General features: G+C 35.5%; 16 protein-coding genes and 1 pseudogene. 10 read left to right on the top strand and 7 right to left on the bottom strand.

Annotated elements, in window-relative coordinates; translation table 11 throughout:
- Window positions 1–25 precede the first annotated feature (25 nt).
- A complete protein-coding gene (locus D7004_RS11885; RefSeq protein WP_123206069.1) occupies window positions 26–286 on the top strand; it encodes a DUF6364 family protein in 261 nt (86 codons plus the stop codon).
- A 3-nt stretch (window positions 287–289) separates the two neighbouring features.
- Window positions 290–709, top strand: a complete 420-nt coding sequence (locus tag D7004_RS11880) for a PIN domain-containing protein (protein WP_123206068.1) — start codon at window positions 290–292, stop codon at window positions 707–709.
- A 190-nt stretch (window positions 710–899) separates the two neighbouring features.
- Here D7004_RS11880 and D7004_RS11875 read toward each other — a convergent pair whose 3' ends face one another.
- Window positions 900–1,235, bottom strand: a complete 336-nt coding sequence (locus tag D7004_RS11875) for a Rieske (2Fe-2S) protein (RefSeq protein ID WP_123206067.1) — start codon at window positions 1,233–1,235, stop codon at window positions 900–902.
- Between the two features lie 106 nt (window positions 1,236–1,341).
- Between D7004_RS11875 and D7004_RS11870 the strand changes: the two genes are divergently transcribed.
- From D7004_RS11870 to D7004_RS11860, 3 genes are read left to right on the top strand one after another with little or no spacing between them, the layout of a single operon-like run.
- The gene (locus D7004_RS11870; RefSeq protein WP_123206066.1) at window positions 1,342–1,965 is read left to right on the top strand and encodes a 7-carboxy-7-deazaguanine synthase QueE; all 624 of its coding nucleotides are present in this window, start codon (window positions 1,342–1,344) and stop codon (window positions 1,963–1,965) included.
- Between the two features lie 33 nt (window positions 1,966–1,998).
- Window positions 1,999–3,885 carry an OmpA family protein gene (locus tag D7004_RS11865; protein WP_123206065.1) on the top strand — a complete coding sequence of 629 codons (1,887 nt, stop codon included), beginning with the start codon at window positions 1,999–2,001 and terminating at the stop codon, window positions 3,883–3,885.
- 1 nt (window position 3,886) lies between these two features.
- Entirely contained in the window at window positions 3,887–4,303 is a 417-nt protein-coding gene (locus D7004_RS11860; RefSeq protein ID WP_123206064.1) for a DUF6526 family protein, read from the top strand.
- Between the two features lie 223 nt (window positions 4,304–4,526).
- On the opposite strand, the pseudogene D7004_RS11855 reads toward D7004_RS11860, so the two are convergent.
- The 3 genes and pseudogenes from D7004_RS11855 to recQ form a co-directional block, all read right to left on the bottom strand.
- A pseudogene (locus tag D7004_RS11855) lies at window positions 4,527–5,246 on the bottom strand (YqjF family protein).
- Window positions 5,246–6,058 (bottom strand): 3-deoxy-8-phosphooctulonate synthase, encoded by an 813-nt coding sequence (gene kdsA, locus D7004_RS11850; RefSeq protein ID WP_123206063.1) that lies wholly within the window; start codon window positions 6,056–6,058, stop codon window positions 5,246–5,248. The pseudogene D7004_RS11855 and the gene kdsA overlap by 1 nt, the downstream one beginning before the upstream one ends.
- 88 nt (window positions 6,059–6,146) lie before the next feature.
- Complete coding sequence (gene recQ / locus D7004_RS11845) at window positions 6,147–8,339, bottom strand: DNA helicase RecQ (protein ID WP_123206062.1); 2,193 nt, start codon at window positions 8,337–8,339, stop codon at window positions 6,147–6,149.
- A 91-nt stretch (window positions 8,340–8,430) separates the two neighbouring features.
- On the opposite strand from recQ, the gene D7004_RS11840 reads away from it, so the two are divergent.
- A complete protein-coding gene (locus D7004_RS11840; RefSeq protein WP_123206061.1) occupies window positions 8,431–9,399 on the top strand; it encodes a KpsF/GutQ family sugar-phosphate isomerase in 969 nt (322 codons plus the stop codon).
- Between the two features lie 14 nt (window positions 9,400–9,413).
- Window positions 9,414–10,505 carry a mannose-1-phosphate guanylyltransferase gene (locus D7004_RS11835; protein WP_123206060.1) on the top strand — a complete coding sequence of 364 codons (1,092 nt, stop codon included), beginning with the start codon at window positions 9,414–9,416 and terminating at the stop codon, window positions 10,503–10,505.
- A 94-nt stretch (window positions 10,506–10,599) separates the two neighbouring features.
- Here D7004_RS11835 and rlmB read toward each other — a convergent pair whose 3' ends face one another.
- The gene (rlmB, locus tag D7004_RS11830; RefSeq protein ID WP_123206059.1) at window positions 10,600–11,367 is read right to left on the bottom strand and encodes a 23S rRNA (guanosine(2251)-2'-O)-methyltransferase RlmB; all 768 of its coding nucleotides are present in this window, start codon (window positions 11,365–11,367) and stop codon (window positions 10,600–10,602) included.
- 256 nt (window positions 11,368–11,623) lie between these two features.
- On the opposite strand from rlmB, the gene dnaB reads away from it, so the two are divergent.
- The gene (dnaB, locus tag D7004_RS11825; RefSeq protein ID WP_123206058.1) at window positions 11,624–13,207 is read left to right on the top strand and encodes a replicative DNA helicase; all 1,584 of its coding nucleotides are present in this window, start codon (window positions 11,624–11,626) and stop codon (window positions 13,205–13,207) included.
- Between the two features lie 263 nt (window positions 13,208–13,470).
- Here dnaB and chrA read toward each other — a convergent pair whose 3' ends face one another.
- Window positions 13,471–14,688 carry a chromate efflux transporter gene (chrA, locus tag D7004_RS11820; protein WP_123206057.1) on the bottom strand — a complete coding sequence of 406 codons (1,218 nt, stop codon included), beginning with the start codon at window positions 14,686–14,688 and terminating at the stop codon, window positions 13,471–13,473.
- 75 nt (window positions 14,689–14,763) lie between these two features.
- On the bottom strand, window positions 14,764–15,099 hold the full coding sequence (locus D7004_RS11815) for a tetratricopeptide repeat protein (RefSeq protein WP_123206056.1): 336 nt from the start codon (window positions 15,097–15,099) through the stop codon (window positions 14,764–14,766).
- Window positions 15,100–15,249: 150 nt separating this feature from the next.
- Here D7004_RS11815 and D7004_RS11810 point away from each other — a divergent pair, with 150 nt between their 5' ends.
- Window positions 15,250–15,987 (top strand): electron transfer flavoprotein subunit beta/FixA family protein, encoded by a 738-nt coding sequence (locus D7004_RS11810; protein WP_123206055.1) that lies wholly within the window; start codon window positions 15,250–15,252, stop codon window positions 15,985–15,987.
- Between the two features lie 68 nt (window positions 15,988–16,055).
- Entirely contained in the window at window positions 16,056–17,027 is a 972-nt protein-coding gene (locus D7004_RS11805; RefSeq protein WP_123206054.1) for an electron transfer flavoprotein subunit alpha/FixB family protein, read from the top strand.
- Window positions 17,028–17,078: the final 51 nt, after the last annotated feature.

The raw sequence follows: 17,078 nt of genomic DNA, 5'->3' as shown, positions 1-17,078 counted from the left end.
TATATTTGTTTTTAAATTTGATGTTATGGATTCGAAATTAACCTTAAGCTTTAATCAAGATGTTGTTAAAAAGGCTAAAAAATATGCCGCCGATAACAACATTAGCTTATCTCGTTTAATTGAGCATTTATTAATTCAGGTTACAGCTAGCAACTATAAATCATTAGAAGATTATCCTATTTCTGATTGGGTAAGTATGGTTGCTGAAGGCGAAGTTGAGTATAAAAAAACACCTAAAGCTAGTCGCAAAGCATCGATGGATGAATTCTTTTCTTCTAAAAAATAATCTGTGAAAATATTTTTAGATGCGAACGTTCTTGTTTCTGTTTTAAACAAAGAGTATCCATTGTTTACTTATTCATCTAGAATTTTAAGCTTAGCATCGCACCCAAAGTTTGAAGTTTACACATCACCACTTTGCCTAGCCATTGCTTTTTACTTCGCAGAAAAGAAACACAAATCCGTATTGGCTAAGCAAAAAATAGATTTGCTTTGTCAACATATTAAAATTGCTCCAAATTCTTCCGAAGGTGTTTTTAATACATTATCAAATAAATCAATACACGATTTTGAGGATGGATTAGAATGTTATGCAGCAGAATCTGTTGATTGCAAATGCATTATTACTGAGGATATTGAGGATTTTTACTTCGCTGAAGTAGAGGTTTTAAACTGTCAGGAATTTTTCAACAGGCATTTGCTGAATTGAATTAATATTTAACCACAGATTTTCATAGATAAACACAGATATAAATATTGGTAAATTGTACAATTATTGAATTAGATATTGCGTGGTTAGCTCACATTTGGAGTGCTTACAATTTGGCAAAGGAATTAAAGAATAAACAAGTAATTAGATATGGTATCTATGTTCATCCTTATTTATCTGTGGTTAAAAATTACCCCCAAAGTTTACTCCACCAACTTTCTTCAAATCCAATATACAAACCATCTTCCCTGATTTCAGTTGGATAAATATCTATGTAATCGCCTTGTCCCTCTGCTCCTCTTCCGGTTTTCAAATTGTACTCGTAGCGATGAACCGGGCAAACCAAATGTCCATTTTTACACCATCCGCCAGAAAAATGACCACCAGCATGCGGGCAAAAAGATTGCGCAGCGACAATTTCATCTTCATTATTGATAATACAAAGCTGCTTTCCACCTACGTCGAGCGTTTTAATGTTACCCTTTGTAGGAATCTGCATCTTATTTAGCGCTTTTAACCACTTCATCAGGCTAAAATAGGGATTTAAATATCAGTGTTATTTCATCTTTCGATTAAATTTTAGGAGATGAACGCCTAGCCGATATTTTTTTAAGATATTTGCATCCTCAAAAATGAAACAAGACATACCAGAAGACGGCACATTACTTCCATTAATGGAAGAATTCTATACAATACAAGGCGAAGGATTTAATACCGGCAAAGCAGCCTATTTTATTCGCTTGGGTGGTTGCGATGTAGGCTGTCATTGGTGCGATGTAAAGGAAAGCTGGGATGCCGAAATGCATCCACTTACACCTGCTGATGTGATTGTAGAAAATGCCGATAAATTTCCGGGTAAAGCCGTGGTAATAACAGGTGGCGAGCCTTTAATTTACAACCTTGATTATTTAACAAATAAGCTTAAAGAACGCGGTATTTTAACTTTCATTGAAACTTCTGGGGCTTATCCACTTTCGGGAAATTGGGATTGGATTTGTTTATCACCTAAAAAATTCAAAGCGCCTCGTCCAGATATTACACCATTTGCACATGAATTAAAGGTTATCGTTTTTAACAAAAGCGATTTTAAATGGGCAGAAGAATATGCGGCAATGGTATCTCCAACTTGTAAATTATATCTTCAACCGGAATGGTCAAAATCGAAAGAAATTACGCCAATGATTATTGAATATGTTATGGCCAATCCAAAATGGGAAATCTCTTTGCAAACACACAAATTTTTAAATATTCCTTAAAAACAATACATTAGCTTAATAACCAATGTATTTATGAGGTTTTGTTTTTTCCTATTATCAATATTTTTAAGTTTTAGCGTTTTCGCACAAAGCTCTAGCAATAAGAAAGCCCAAAATTTCTTCGAAAGAGCTAATCCACTTATTGATAAACAGGATTATTTATCGGCAGAACAGGTTTTAAAGAGCGCTCTTGAGGCCGACCCACTATTTCAAAATGCATATATTTTACTGGCTAGTGTTTACAGTTTTGAAAAAAAAAACAACGAGGCAAAGGCTGCTTATCAAAAAGCAATTTTGATAAATAAAAATGTAGCGCCAATTGTAATCTACGGTTTGGCAGAAACTGAATTTGCAACACAAGAATACGATAAGGCCAAGCAACATTTCGCGGAATTTCTAATACAAGATTCTTCATCTGAAAGAGCTAAAAAAGTAAAAAAATACCTATCCGACTGTGATTTTGCATCTATCGCCATCAAAAAACCTGTTAAATTTAGTCCGGTAAACCTTGGTCAAGGGGTGAACACAACCGATGCCGAATATTTCCCGGCGCTTACCGCAGATGGAGAAACCTTAATTTTTACCAGGCAGGTTAATGGAAATGAAGATTTCTGGACAGCTCAGTTTAAAAACAACTCCTGGAACTTAGCCACACCATTATCAACAAAAATAAACACCGCCAAATTTAATGAGGGTGCTCAAACCATTTCTCCAGATGGAAAATATTTATTTTTTACAGGCTGTAATCGTCCCGATGGTTTAGGAAGATGCGATATTTACGTTTCGCATCGGGAGGGCAAAGATTGGGGTGAACCTTACAATGTGGGCAAACCGGTTAATTCCGAATATTGGGAATCGCAACCTGCGATTAGTCCTGATGGTAGAACCCTATATTTCATTAGCAATCGCCCGGGTGGTTCTGGTGGTTATGATATTTGGAAAAGCACCATTACTGATGATGCTAAATGGGGACCAGCCATTAATCTTGGTCCGGAAATTAATACTGCTTTTGATGAAAATACGCCCTTTCTGCATGTAGATGGAAAGACGTTATATTTTTCATCGGATGGCTGGCCAGGCTTTGGAAACAAAGATATTTATTACAGCAAAATGGATGATACCGGCAAATTTCAAAAACCGATTAATTTAGGCTATCCCATTAATTCGTTTGAAAATGAAAGTGGATTAATTGTAAGCGCTGATGGTAATTTCGGCCTGTTTTCTTCAAACTTAAAAGATGGTTTCGGCGGACAAGATATTTATAGTTTTGGCATACCTGAAGCAGCGAAACCAATGAAAGTTAGTTACGTTAAAGGGATTGTAAGAGATAAAGACAGCAATAAAACGATTGAAAGTAATGTTCAGGTTATCGATTTAAAAACCAACCAAACAGTTTTTTATGATTATACCGACCCTGAAACAGGCCAATTTCTAGCAGTAATGCCGATTGGTAGCAATTATCTGTTCAATGTGAATGCCGAAGGTTATTTATTTTACTCGGAAAATTTTGAGCTCAAAGCTGGTGACATTAACAAACCTTATCAAATCGAAGTTTACATTGAAAAGATTAAACAAGGTGGCAACGTTACTTTAAAAAATATATTCTTCGATACCAATAAATACAATCTACTACCGGCATCCATTAGGGAGTTAGATTTATTAATCGATTTTCTGCATCAAAATGAGAAGGTAAATATCGAAATCCAAGGTCATACCGATAATATTGGCGATGATAAACTAAATGAAAAACTTTCGTTTAACCGAGCCAATGCAGTTTATAATTATTTGGTTAAAAATGAAATTGATGCAAAAAGGCTTACCTTTAAGGGCTTTGGCGCAAGCAAACCAATTGCTGATAATAAAACAGAAATTGGCAGAAAAAGCAACCGTAGAACATCATTCCTAATCACCAAAATTTAGTATGTCGCAAAACTACCAAAACCACAAAAGGTTTTATCCACTATTCCATTTCTTCACCATTCCGTTAACTGTTGTAGGTTTGGGTTTAGCCATTTATGCTTATGTCGCCATCCCAACAATTATCACAGGCTTAATTGTATTGGCATTCTTTTTAATTGCAATTGTTGCCGTAATGGCAAGAATGTTCGCCCTAAAAGCCCAAGATAGAGCGGCAAGAGCAGAAGAAAAGTTACGATATTTCATCTTGACAGGAAAGTCTTTACCAGCTGATTTAAAACTGGGACAAATTCTGGCGCTACGTTTTGCGAGCGATGAAGAATTTTTAGCTTTGGTTGATAGAGCAGTTACTGAAAAACTATCTGCTGATGATATTAAAAAATCGATTAAAAACTGGCGTGGAGATTACCACAGGATTTAAATATTTATGATACAATTGTTAAACCTTTCAAAAGATTTAGCAATTGTGTATTTATCTTTCAATAAGATAATAAACAAGAAGCATTTAATAAAAGTTCCTTCAGTATAGAAATTCCTCTGGCTTGTTACAAAGATTTCTCGGCTTCGCTCGAAAAACGATGTGATTAGATAGTAACATAATTATGGAACTTCACAGAAATCGTAATATTGAATCAAACAGTCCATTAAAACTTCTTTCCTTTTAAAACCCTTATTTCCGAACCTTCTGCAAGGATTACTGAATCTGGTTCAGCACCATTTAGAAAGGCAAAATCGTTTCCATAATTTACTGCAAAATCCACGTCGATGTTAAAACTTTTAATAGGATAAACTTCCCATCGTGGGTGTTCAACTCCGTATTCAGAAGTTCTGTTCGGTCCGATTTTGGTATAGCCCCAATAGTGTTCAGTTATGAATTCTTCCTCACTGCCAACAGCAATCTCTTCAGTTTTTGATGCAGCAGTAACCGAAAATTTATTCCATATCTTGTTTTTCCACAGATAATCTACCTAAATTTGATGCTCCTCCTCTATCCAAGTATGTTTCATGGGCAAAGTTTGGTAATGCTCTTTATAAATGGTATTTGCTACAAAACTAATCGCAGGCAATGGTACAATTTCACTTATAAAAACAGCACCACGTTTCCAAATACCGTTTTCATTATATTTAACGTAAAATCTTAAATTAACTTCTTCAAAGTTAGTATGATAGGGAATATTAAAACCTTTCAGTTTCACATCCAAAAACATAAATCCAACCAAACTCACATAATATTTTCCATGCCAATCATCTAATTCGGTATGTGGAGGTAAATATTTTTTAAGAATCTCAGCATCAACAGCATATTGAGCCAAAGCTAATTTACGCCATTCTGCTGTTAAGAAAACTCCTTTGTTTAAGGCCATTATAAAATTGCTTGTCTAATTCGAATTAACTTGGTTAACGTTTCTTCCAATAAATCTAAATGCAACATATTGGCACCATCCGATTTTGCGTTTGCCGGGTCGGGATGTGTTTCGATGAATAAACCATCTGCACCCACAGCAATTGCGGCTTTAGCAATAGTTAAAATTAATTCTGGTTTACCACCCGTAACGCCACTACTTTGATTAGGTTGTTGTAAAGAATGCGTACAATCCATCACCACAGGAACTCCAAAACTTTGCATTTCAGGTAAACCACGATAATCAACAATCAAATCCTGATAGCCGAAAGTATTTCCTCTATCAGTTAAAATCACTTTATCGTTTCCGGCCTCTTTCACTTTTTCTACTGCAAATTTCATAGAGCCTGCAGAAAGAAACTGACCTTTTTTAACGTTAACCACTTTCCCGGTTTCTGCAGCAGCAATAAGCAAATCCGTTTGTCGACATAAAAAAGCCGGGATTTGCAATACATCTACATAAGCGGCCGCCATTGCCGCCTCTCCACTCTCGTGTATGTCGGTAACAGTTGGCACACCAAACTCACGACCGATTCTTTCTAAAATTCTTAGCGCTTTTTCATCACCAATTCCGGTAAAAGAGCTGCCTTTGCTCCTGTTTGCTTTGCGATATGAACCCTTAAAAATATATGGAATTTTAAGTTTATGGGTTATGGTAATTATTTTTTCAGCAATTCTCATGGCAATATCTTCGCCCTCAATTGCACACGGACCAGCCATTAAAAAGAAATTTCCCGAATCTGTATTTTTTATTTTATCTAAGTAGTTAAGCATAATTGAGATTTGAGATTTGAGACTTGAGATATGAGATTTCAAAACATGAACTGTCTCAAATCTAGTATCTATTATCTCAAATCTAATTTTAATTCCCTAGTTCTGACATAAATTTAATTCGCATCAATTGAATTTCCTCGCGGGTGTAATCCGTTTCGCCGAGTTCATTAAGTGCCTCATCGATAGAATCACTTTCGGCTGCCCTAAAATAATCGAAAACCTCATCTTGCCTGTCATCGTCAATCACTTCATCAATAAAGTAATTAAGATTTAGCTTCGTTCCTGAGTTTACAATCGATTCTACTTCTTTCAAAATTTCCTCGTAAGTGATGCCTTTAGAATCTGCAATGTCTTCCAAACCAATCTGTCTATCAATATTTTGAATGATAGAAACCTTCATTTGAGATTTATTGGCCTGTGTTTTAATGATTAAATCTATTGGCCTTTCAATGTCGTTATCCTCTACGTATTTTTTAATTAATTCGATAAATGGACTACCAAATTTCATTGCCTTACCAGAACCTACACCAGAAATTTGCTTCAATTCTTCTGAAGTAATTGGGTAATGCGTACACATTTCTTCTAAAGATGGGTCTTGAAAAACTACAAACGGAGGTACACTTTTTTGCTTGGCAATTTTTTTACGCAAATCTTTAAGCAACTGTAGTAAATGCGTATCTAATGCTCCCGAACCATGTTTTAAATCGTCATCATCATCTTCACTTCCGGTTTCAATTATCGGTTCGTTTAAAATGAACTTTAAACTATAAGGATTGATGATGAAATCTTTGCCCTGCTTGGTTAACTTCAGTAAGCCATAATTGTCTATATCCTTAAAAAGAAAATTATTTAGTACAGCCTGGCGGATGATTGACTTCCACATTAAGGCTCCATCTTGCTTGCCAATACCAAATTCTGGAATTTTACTGTGCTCGTATGCGATGGTTTGAGCGGTTTCCAAACCAAGAAAAACGTTTAATAAATGTGAATCGTCAAATTTTTCTCCGGTTTTCTCTATAAATTTTAATACGGTTGATAATTGTTCTTCGGCTTCAAATTGTTTTTTAGGTTTTTTGCAATTATCGCACATGCAATTGCAGCCTGTTTCATTAAAGTTTTCGCCAAAATAATGCAAAATCTGTTTACGGCGACAAACGCCCGATTCTGCATAATCGATAACTTCTTTTAATATTTGGGTACCAATTTCTCTTTCAGAAACCGGCTTATCTTTCATAAATTTTGCAAGTTTATCTACATCCTTTTGTGCGTAAAACGCGATGCAAACCCCTTCTCCGCCATCACGGCCAGCCCTACCAGTTTCCTGATAATATCCCTCCATACTTTTTGGCACATCATGATGAATCACAAAACGTACATCAGGTTTATCGATACCCATACCAAAAGCAATTGTAGCTACAATTACTTCTGCGTCTTCCATCAAAAATCTATCCTGCGTTTCAGCCCGTATTTTTGGTTCTAAACCGGCATGATATGGCAATGCACTAATTCCATTTAGGTTTAACGCCTCGGCTACCTCCTCAACCTTTTTTCGGCTCAGGCAATAAATAATTCCAGATTTGCCGGGATTCGATTTGATGTATTTTATAATTTCTTTAGTAATATCCCTTTTCGGGCGGATTTCATAAAATAAATTCGGTCTGTTGAAAGATGATTTAAACAAGGTCGCCTCCGTCATTCCAAGATTTTTCATAATATCTTGCTGAACTTTCGGCGTTGCAGTAGCCGTCAAAGCAATAATAGGAATATTATCACCCAAGCCTGCAATTACTTGCTTTATCTTACGGTATTCAGGTCTAAAATCATGTCCCCATTCCGAAATACAATGTGCCTCATCTACAGCAACGAAAGAAATTTTAATCAGATTTAAAAATTCGATATTTTCTTGCTTTGCTAAAGATTCTGGCGCAACGTATAATAATTTCGTCTGACCGCTTAAAAGATCAGATTTTACCTGGGTAATTTCTGATTTGTTTAGGGATGAATTTAGAAAATGTGCAATACTATCATTACCACCAAAAGCCCTTAATTGGTCTACCTGGTTTTTCATTAAAGCTATCAATGGAGAAATAACAATAGCTGTTCCTTCACTCATTAATGCTGGTAATTGATAGCAAATAGACTTCCCTCCGCCCGTTGGCATAATAACAAAAGTATTGTTGCCCTCTAATATATTTGTAATGATCGACTCTTGATCACCTTTGAAATTATCAAACCCAAAGAAATTTTGCAGGTTATCAAATAACGACTTTTTCACGTCCATTTTGTGTAATAAAATATGCGATGCTATTTTTCTATCCAAAATAACATAATTTTACAAGAAATTCAAGTATCCACCAACAATTTTTTTCTCTTTGGAAAGTAAAAAATCAATTATACAATCGGCTGTAAGCACATTAGAGCTAGAAGCAGCGGCAATTTTAAACGTTGCGAAAAATATTAATGATGATTTTGAAAAAGTGGTATCAACCATTTTACAATCTGAAGGACGTGTAATTGTTACCGGAATAGGCAAAAGCGCAATTATTGCACAAAAAATTGTAGCCACCTTTAATTCTACGGGTACGCCAGCAATTTTTATGCATGCAGCCGACGCAATACACGGCGATTTAGGGATGATTCAAATCAATGATATCATTATTTGCCTATCTAAAAGCGGAAATACACCAGAAATTAAAGTACTTGCACCTTTGCTTAATAATGCAGGTAACAAATTAATCGGTATGGTTGGTAATTTGAATTCCTTTTTGGCGCAGCAAGCCGACTTGATTTTGAATGCGAGTGTTGAGAAAGAAGCTTGCCCGCACAATTTGGCACCAACTACAAGCACCACTGCACAGTTGGCTTTAGGCGATGCTTTGGCGATTTGCCTTTTGGAGTGCCGTAAGTTTAATGAAAGTGATTTCGCTAAATACCATCCAGGTGGTTCTTTAGGGAAGAAATTATATTTAAAAGCACGCGACTTAGCGCTCACTAACGAAAAACCATCGATAAAGCCTTCTGCATCAGTAAAAGAAGTGCTTATCGAAATTAGCAAAAACCGTTTGGGTGCTGTAGCTGTTATTGATGATGAAAATAGAATTTTGGGCATAATTACCGATGGTGATATAAGGAGGATGTTAGAAAATAATGGTAACATTGCAACTTTAAAAGCCGAAGATATTATGGGTAGAAATCCTAAAAGTATCCAACACGATGCACTTGCCGTTGAAGCTCTTGAGTTAATTAAATTTAATAATATAACGCAACTACTTGTCTTGGATCAAAAAACTTACTTTGGCATTATTCACTTGCACGATTTACTTAATGAAGGTATCGTGTAATTTTAAATAAAACAATGAACAAAAATTTCTATGCATTAATTATGGCAGGCGGCGTTGGTAGCCGATTCTGGCCAGTTAGCCGTACAGAACATCCCAAACAATTTATAGATTTTTTCGGTGTTGGAAAAACGCTTATCCAGAGTACTTACGAAAGATTTTTATCAATTTGTCCTCCTGAAAATATTTTCATTGTTACCAATGAAATTTATTCAGATTTAATAAAGAGTCAAATTCCTGAAATTACAGATAATCAAATATTAGCCGAGCCACTTTTAAGAAATACAGCACCTTGTATAGCTTATGGTTGTTTAAAGATTGCAGAATTAAATCCAAACGCTACTATTGTTGTTGCTCCATCAGACCATACAATTGCAGATTTAGAAGGATTTAATAAATCAATTGAACAGGCTCTAAAAGCAGCTTCGGAAAATGATTGTTTAGTAACGCTAGGTATAAAACCAAACCGACCTGATACTGGCTATGGATATATACAGCATACCGACCATGTTCTTAATACCGATAAAGATTTACATAAAGTTAAAACCTTTACTGAAAAGCCAAATTTAGAATTAGCAAAATCTTTTCTACAAAGTGGCGACTTTTTGTGGAATGCAGGTATTTTTATTTGGTCGGCAAAAGCAATTTTGAAATCTTTTGAAAAGCATTTGCCAGATATGTATGAAATCTTTAATTCTGGCAGAAACGATTTAAATACAAAGCGTGAAAAGGCTTTTATAAATAATGCATATTTCCAGTGCACCAACATTTCTATCGATTTTGGAATTATGGAAAAGGCAGATAATGTTTATGTGTTGCCTGCAGATTTTGGCTGGTCTGATTTAGGAACCTGGGCATCTATTTACGAGATGACCGATAAGGATTACGTAGGCAATGCTGTTATCCCATCAGAACAAGTAATTATGTTTGATTCATCTAACTGTATGGTTAATGTACCAAAAGATAAATTGGTGATATTAAACGGATTACATGATTTTATTGTTGTTGAAAATAACAATATGTTGCTAATCTGTCCTAGAGACGAAGAGCAAAGAGTTAAAGAGTTCGTTGCAGAAGTAAAATCCAGATATGGAACGAAGTATATCTAATTTTTATAAACTCAGAACCAAATTAAATAGCCCTAATTTATTTACATAAGTTAGGGCCATTTAATTTTACAGCTGTTTTAATTTCTTAGAATATCTAAGATGTTCTTTGTCTAACCGCTTCGTATAAGATTACTCCGGCAGCTACTGAAACATTTAATGACTCTATTTTACCAGCCATTGGTATTTTTGCCAAATGGTCTGCAACTCGCAAAAGTTCATTTGATATGCCCTCATCTTCAGAACCCATTACAATTGCTGTAGGCATCGTATAATCTGGCGCATAAATAAAATCATTCGTTTTTTCTGTACATGCAACTATCTGCAAACCACTTTCTTGAAGAAATAAACACGTTTTATGAAGGTTCGAATGGCGGCAAATTGGAATGCTGAACAATGCACCAGCTGATGTTTTGATAGCATCAGCATTAATTTGAGCAGCATTTTTAAGTGGAACAACTATAGCATGTACACCTACACATGCCGCTGTACGAGCAATAGCACCCATATTTCTAACATCGGTAACGCTATCTAAAACTAAAATCAATGGAACTTCTCCCTGCTCAAAAACAGCTGGGATAATATCTTCTATATTTTGATAGGTAATTGGAGATATCACAGCAATAACACCTTGATGGTTTTTTTGCGACATCCTGTTTAGCTTTTCGACAGGAACAGAATTTAATGGTATTAACGTACCAGATAATAACGCTTTCAATTCTAAAAATAGTTCACCACCCAATCCGCGTTGAACATAAATTGTTTCGATATCTCTTCCTGCTTTAACCGCTTCTATTACCGCTCTGATACCAAAAACAAATTCGTTATTCTCTTTTACGCGTTGTGGTTTTCTAAAATTATCCATGTTAAAAATTTGTTTTGCAAAAGTAATTGTTTTTATGGCAAAGGCTAATAAATTTATTTAGCCAAGAAAATTGATAGTCGATTTTTAAAAATTTCTGCATCTAATTTTCGCCTTAGCTTTATTAACATTTTATTGTGTATAAATTTTTAATTTTCTTAAAATCACTAAAAATATAAATTATTTATGTTTCAATCTGTTAGGAAACTAGTAAGAACTAATTCAAACAAACGGCATAACTTTTAACTACTTTTGTTCTATGAGTTTTGAAAACGAACAGGGCGGAAAAGGCAATATTATATCCCGAAAAGCAAGATTAACCAGTACAGTGAGTTCCATGGGCAAGCTTCCTCCTCAAGCATTAGATTTAGAGGAAGCTGTTTTGGGTGCTTTAATGCTCGAAAAAGATGCTCTATCTGCCGTTATCGACATCTTAAAACCAGAAGTTTTTTATCAGGAAGCTCATCAGAAGATTTTCGCTGCAATACACATGCTATTCGAAAAATCTAAACCTGTTGATATTTTGACAGTTACTGCCGAGTTACGCCAAATGGGAACTTTAGAAATGGTTGGTGGCGCTTACTACATTACAAACCTAACTAACCGTGTTGCATCTGCAGCAAATATAGAATACCACGCACGTATCATTTCTCAGAAATACATACAGAGAGAATTGATTCGAATTTCTACTGATATTATTACAAGTGCTTATGAAGACACGACTGATATCTTTGATTTATTAGACCATGCTGAAAAAGGTTTATTTGATATTGCCCAAAACAATTTGCGTAGAGATACCCAGAAAATGGATGATATCATCAAGCAATCTTTAGCAACACTTGAAGAATTAAGAACCAAAACTGATGGTTTAACAGGTGTTCCGACAGGGTTTACAGGCTTGGATAGGATTACAGGTGGCTGGCAAAAGCAAGATTTGGTAATTATTGCTGCCCGACCAGCGATGGGAAAAACAGCTTTTGTACTTACCTGTGCTAGAAATGCCACGGTCGATTTTCAAAAACCAACAGTTGTATTTTCTTTGGAGATGTCGAGTGTGCAATTGGTTAATCGTTTAATATCTGGTGAAGCGGAAATTGAACAAGAAAAAATTAGAAAAGGGAATTTACAAGAGTGGGAATGGCAACAATTGCATAGCAAAATTGGTCGTTTAACTGAAGCTCCTCTTCTAATTGATGATACTCCAGCATTAAATATTTTCGAGTTCCGTGCAAAATGCAGAAGATTAAAATCTCAATATGATATTCAGTTGGTTATTGTAGATTACCTTCAGTTAATGCATGGCAAGGGTGAAAATGGAAAAGGTGGCGGTAACCGTGAACAGGAAATTGGTAGTATTTCAAGAGCATTAAAATCTGTTGCAAAAGAACTCGATGTGCCGGTTTTAGCGTTATCGCAATTAAGTCGTGCTGTGGAAAGCAGACCTGGTTTACAGGGAAAACGACCAATGCTATCAGATTTACGTGAATCTGGTTCGATTGAACAGGATGCAGATATGGTTCTATTCCTTTATCGACCTGAATATTATGGCATTACCGAAGATGAACAAGGACGATCTCAAGCCGGAATTGGCGAGGTAATTATTGCTAAACACCGTAATGGAGAAACCGGAATAGTACCTTTAAGGTTTATAGGTAAGTTTGTAAAGTTTACCGATTTAGAGGAAGATTTCTCTGCCCCAACATCATTCGCAGCAGATGCTTCTGCAGGCATGATGCCATCTGGGGCTTTTGATAATTACCACAATCCAAGCCCAAGAGGAAATACGATTATTATGCCTTCAAAAGGTAATGATATGGAAGATGATGATGTACCACCATTTTAGGTGTAAAAAGGAAAATGGATAAGCTAGTTTTTCCCACGATTAAAATCGTGGGTTATATGTCTGGGTTGAAAGGTAATTTATACACTTGCAACAATGCCCACGATTTCAGTCTTGGGCTGTATAAGTTGGTTTTACATGTGAATTGATAAAATGAAGATGTTAAACAGAATAGTTTCTTCGTAATTTATACTAGTTTAAATTCGGTCAAACATCTTCCATCTACCATTTACCATCAAACATCTTCCATCACTTATCTCCCATCCTTAAAACAGATAGCCGATTAAAATTCCAGCCAAAACAATTATCGGCGGGCTAATTTTGGTATAATTAAGAAGTAAGAAAGTTACTACCATAATCCCAAGAAATAACCAATTGAATCCCATCGGGATAAGCAATAATATAAATGCTGCAATTATAAAACCAACACTTACTGCATTAATTCCCGATAAACTGTGGCGAATTCTAGATATTTTTTTCAAGTCATCCCAAAAAGGAACGATAAACAAAACTAAAATTAGTCCGGGTAAATTAACACCAATTACCCCAATTAATCCTCCAAGTATTTGTCCCCAAACGCCATAGCCAAAGTTTCGCATACTCAAAGCGCCCAGGTAGCTTGTAAAAGAGAATGTTGGACCAGGCAGTGCCTGTTGCAATGCAAAGCCTGATAGAAATCCCGATGCATTTAAATATTGCTTCATCTCTACAAACTCGGTAAACATTAACGGCACCAAAACCTGTCCACCCCCGAAAACCAATATACCATTACGATAAAAATTTTCTAGTAAACGAATTGGCAAACTAAATGGCGAGGTTCTGTTAATAATTGCTCCAATTAAGGCAAATAGCAATAGTGCACCAAGAAAATAAATCATTTTTCTTGGATTGATATTGGAGAACAGCTTGACACGTAAATTTGTCTCCTCATCAGGGGTTTCGATTGCTGATGATATCATTCCGCCAACCAAAATAGCAATTGGAAACACGTATGCATTCCTTAAAACAAAAGTTGCTACCACAGATGCTACCGCGAGAAATATAGAAACTTGTGTTTTTAGAACTTTTGTGCCAAGTTTAAAGGCCCCATAAGCTACAATACCTAAAGCAATTGGTTTGATGTATTCTAAAATATCAATGAATTTTTGCTTCTGATCTAACATCGCATAACTTATTGCAGCGAAAGTCATGATGGCGGCCGTAGGTAAAATCCAAATTAAAAAAGTTATTATAGCAAGTTTCAATTTACCAACTTTCCAAGCTATTCCTACTAAGGTTTGTGTAGATGCTGGTCCGGGTAAAACCTGCGCCAACGCATTTAATTCCAATAATTCTTCTTCTGAAATGAATTTTGTATTATGAACAAAATACTTTAAGAGCAAAGCCAAGTGCGCCTGAGCGCCTCCAAATGAAGTGAAAGTGAAAAATATAACGTTGCGAATAAAAAGCCATTGCTTTTTTACAACTAGAGTTTTTGGCTGCATTTAAAGGAATTAATCTTTTAAAGTAATGTATTCTTGTACTTCGCTAAATATGAGCAATTAATTAATACTTTAATACTAATCATCTTCGTAATCTAAACCTGCAGCAGAATTGTAAGCGCCCTGCAATTCAGAAAAAGCATGCATATCCCTTTTACTTCTAGCAACACCCATTCCGGTTTGATAAATTTCGATTGCCTTTTCTTTCTGGCCATCCTTTTCATATAACTTACCCAAATGGTAATATGTTCCCACGTAATCTGGGTGTTTATCAGTTAACTGAAGGTAAAAAGAATAGGCTTTTTCTTTATCATTTAAGTTGTTATACTCTGTGGCTAAGGCATATACTATAAATGGATCATTAGGATCGCTTTCGAAAAATTCTAATAACTTACTTAAACGGGTAGTTGACATTTTATTTCCTTGCTTTTTTAATTAAATTTGCAGAAAGACCTTATATATTGACAGCGTAAATATGAAATCATTATGAGAGATAATCAAGTATTAAAACCATTATTGATTAATCATACCAAATAGAAACCAATTATACAATTATATACATATATGAAAATATTAGTTTGTATCAGTAACGTGCCAGACACGACAACAAAAATAACCTTTACCAACGATAATACAGAATTCAATACTGCAGGAGTACAATATATTGTTAATCCATATGATGAAATTGCCTTATCTAAAGCAATAGAACTTACTGAAGGTGGCAAGGGTACTGTTTCCGTAATCAATGTTGGTGAAGCGAGCAACGACCCAACCATTAGAAAGGCTTTAGCAATTGGCGCTGATGATGCAGTTAGAGTTAATGCTGCCCCAAGAGATGCGTATTTTGTAGCTAAACAAATCGCGGAATATGCAAAAGATAAAGATTTTGATATTATCCTAACTGGCCGCGAATCTATCGATTACAATGGTAATCAGGTTGCAGCAATGGTTGGAGAATTTTTAGATATTCCATCGATATCAATCATAAAAAAGTTAGAAACTGATGGTTCTAATTACACAGTAGAAAGAGAAATTGAAGGTGGAAAAGAAGTGGTAACCGTAACTGGAAAGTTTATCGCAAGTTGTGCAGAAGGTGTTGCTGAACCAAAAATCCCGAATATGCGTGGAATTATGTCTGCCAGAACAAAACCTTTAACCGTTGTAGATGCTGTTGCTATTGAAGAAGTAACGAAAGTTGTAAAATACGATACTCCTGCTCCTCGTGGCGCCGTAAATTTAATTCCTGCCGACCAAACAGAAGAATTGATTAACTTACTGCACAGCGAAGCCAAAGTGATTTAACAATACAACATTAATCAATTAAATAATATTAACACAAATCCTTATTTTAAGGATAAAGAAATAAATATATGTCAGTATTAGTATATGTAGAGCAAGCTGAAGGCAAATTTAAAAAATCGGTTTTTGAAGCCGTTTCTTATGCAAAAGCTATCGCCGACCAACAATCAACAAACTTAACTGCAATTTCTATAGGCGATGTAGCAGATGGTGAACTAAAAGAATTAGGTAAATATGGTGCCGCCAAAGTTTTAAATGTAAGTGCAGAGCAGTTAAAAACGTTTGTTAACCAGGCTTATGCGAGTGTTATTGCTGCTGCCGCTGAAAAGGAATCGGCTGATATTGTTGTTCTATCCAATTCATTTTCGGGTAAAGGATTAGCGCCACGTATTGCAGTTAAACTTAAAGCAGGTTTGGCAGATGGTGCTGTAGAATTACCTAAAACCGATGGTGGTAAATTTGAAATTAAGAAAACTGCATTTTCTGGTAAAGCATTCGCTATTACCGAATTAACATCGGCAAATAAAATCATTGCTTTAAATCCAAATGCATTTGGTGTAAAAGAAAATGCAGTAGAAGCTGTAATCGAAAGCTTTTCAGCAGATATTAAACAATCTGATTTAGGTACGGTGATTAAAGAAATCGTTCGTGCTACAGATAAAATTTCATTACCTGATGCAGAATTAGTTGTATCGGCTGGTCGTGGATTAAAAGGTCCTGAGAATTGGGGTATGATTGAAGAATTAGCAAACTTACTTGGTGCAGCAACAGCATGTTCTAAACCCGTTAGTGATGCAGATTGGAGACCACATTCAGAACACGTTGGTCAAACCGGAATATCAATCAGTCCGAATTTATACATTGCAATTGGTATTTCAGGTGCAATTCAGCATTTGGCTGGTGTAAGTTCTTCAAAAGTAATTGTTGTTATCAATAAAGATTCAGAAGCTCCATTTTTTAAAGTGGCCGATTACGGTATTGTTGGTGATGCTTTTGAAGTAGTTCCAAAATTAATTGAAGCATTAAAAGCACATAAAGCTTAATTTTTGTCATTCCGAGCTTGTTGAGAGATTAAATAAGATAGTTCGACAAGC

It is taken from the genome of Pedobacter jejuensis, assembly GCF_003725795.1.
GTDB lineage: Bacteria > Bacteroidota > Bacteroidia > Sphingobacteriales > Sphingobacteriaceae > Pedobacter > Pedobacter jejuensis.
This window is presented reverse-complemented; position numbering and strand designations above follow the sequence as displayed.

Bases quoted from the DNA above. Each gene is read 5' to 3' on its own strand.
- D7004_RS11885 (WP_123206069.1), top strand. From the start codon at position 26: ATGGATTCGAAATTAACCTTAAGCTTTAATCAAGATGTTGTTAAAAAG.
- D7004_RS11875 (WP_123206067.1), bottom strand. From the start codon at position 1,235: ATGAAGTGGTTAAAAGCGCTAAATAAGATGCAGATTCCTACAAAGGGT.
- D7004_RS11870 (WP_123206066.1), top strand. From the start codon at position 1,342: ATGAAACAAGACATACCAGAAGACGGCACATTACTTCCATTAATGGAA.
- D7004_RS11865 (WP_123206065.1), top strand. From the start codon at position 1,999: ATGAGGTTTTGTTTTTTCCTATTATCAATATTTTTAAGTTTTAGCGTT.
- D7004_RS11860 (WP_123206064.1), top strand. From the start codon at position 3,887: ATGTCGCAAAACTACCAAAACCACAAAAGGTTTTATCCACTATTCCAT.
- kdsA (WP_123206063.1), bottom strand. From the start codon at position 6,058: ATGCTTAACTACTTAGATAAAATAAAAAATACAGATTCGGGAAATTTC.
- recQ (WP_123206062.1), bottom strand. From the start codon at position 8,339: ATGGACGTGAAAAAGTCGTTATTTGATAACCTGCAAAATTTCTTTGGG.
- D7004_RS11835 (WP_123206060.1), top strand. From the start codon at position 9,414: ATGAACAAAAATTTCTATGCATTAATTATGGCAGGCGGCGTTGGTAGC.
- rlmB (WP_123206059.1), bottom strand. From the start codon at position 11,367: ATGGATAATTTTAGAAAACCACAACGCGTAAAAGAGAATAACGAATTT.
- dnaB (WP_123206058.1), top strand. From the start codon at position 11,624: ATGAGTTTTGAAAACGAACAGGGCGGAAAAGGCAATATTATATCCCGA.
- chrA (WP_123206057.1), bottom strand. From the start codon at position 14,688: ATGCAGCCAAAAACTCTAGTTGTAAAAAAGCAATGGCTTTTTATTCGC.
- D7004_RS11815 (WP_123206056.1), bottom strand. From the start codon at position 15,099: ATGTCAACTACCCGTTTAAGTAAGTTATTAGAATTTTTCGAAAGCGAT.
- D7004_RS11810 (WP_123206055.1), top strand. From the start codon at position 15,250: ATGAAAATATTAGTTTGTATCAGTAACGTGCCAGACACGACAACAAAA.
- D7004_RS11805 (WP_123206054.1), top strand. From the start codon at position 16,056: ATGTCAGTATTAGTATATGTAGAGCAAGCTGAAGGCAAATTTAAAAAA.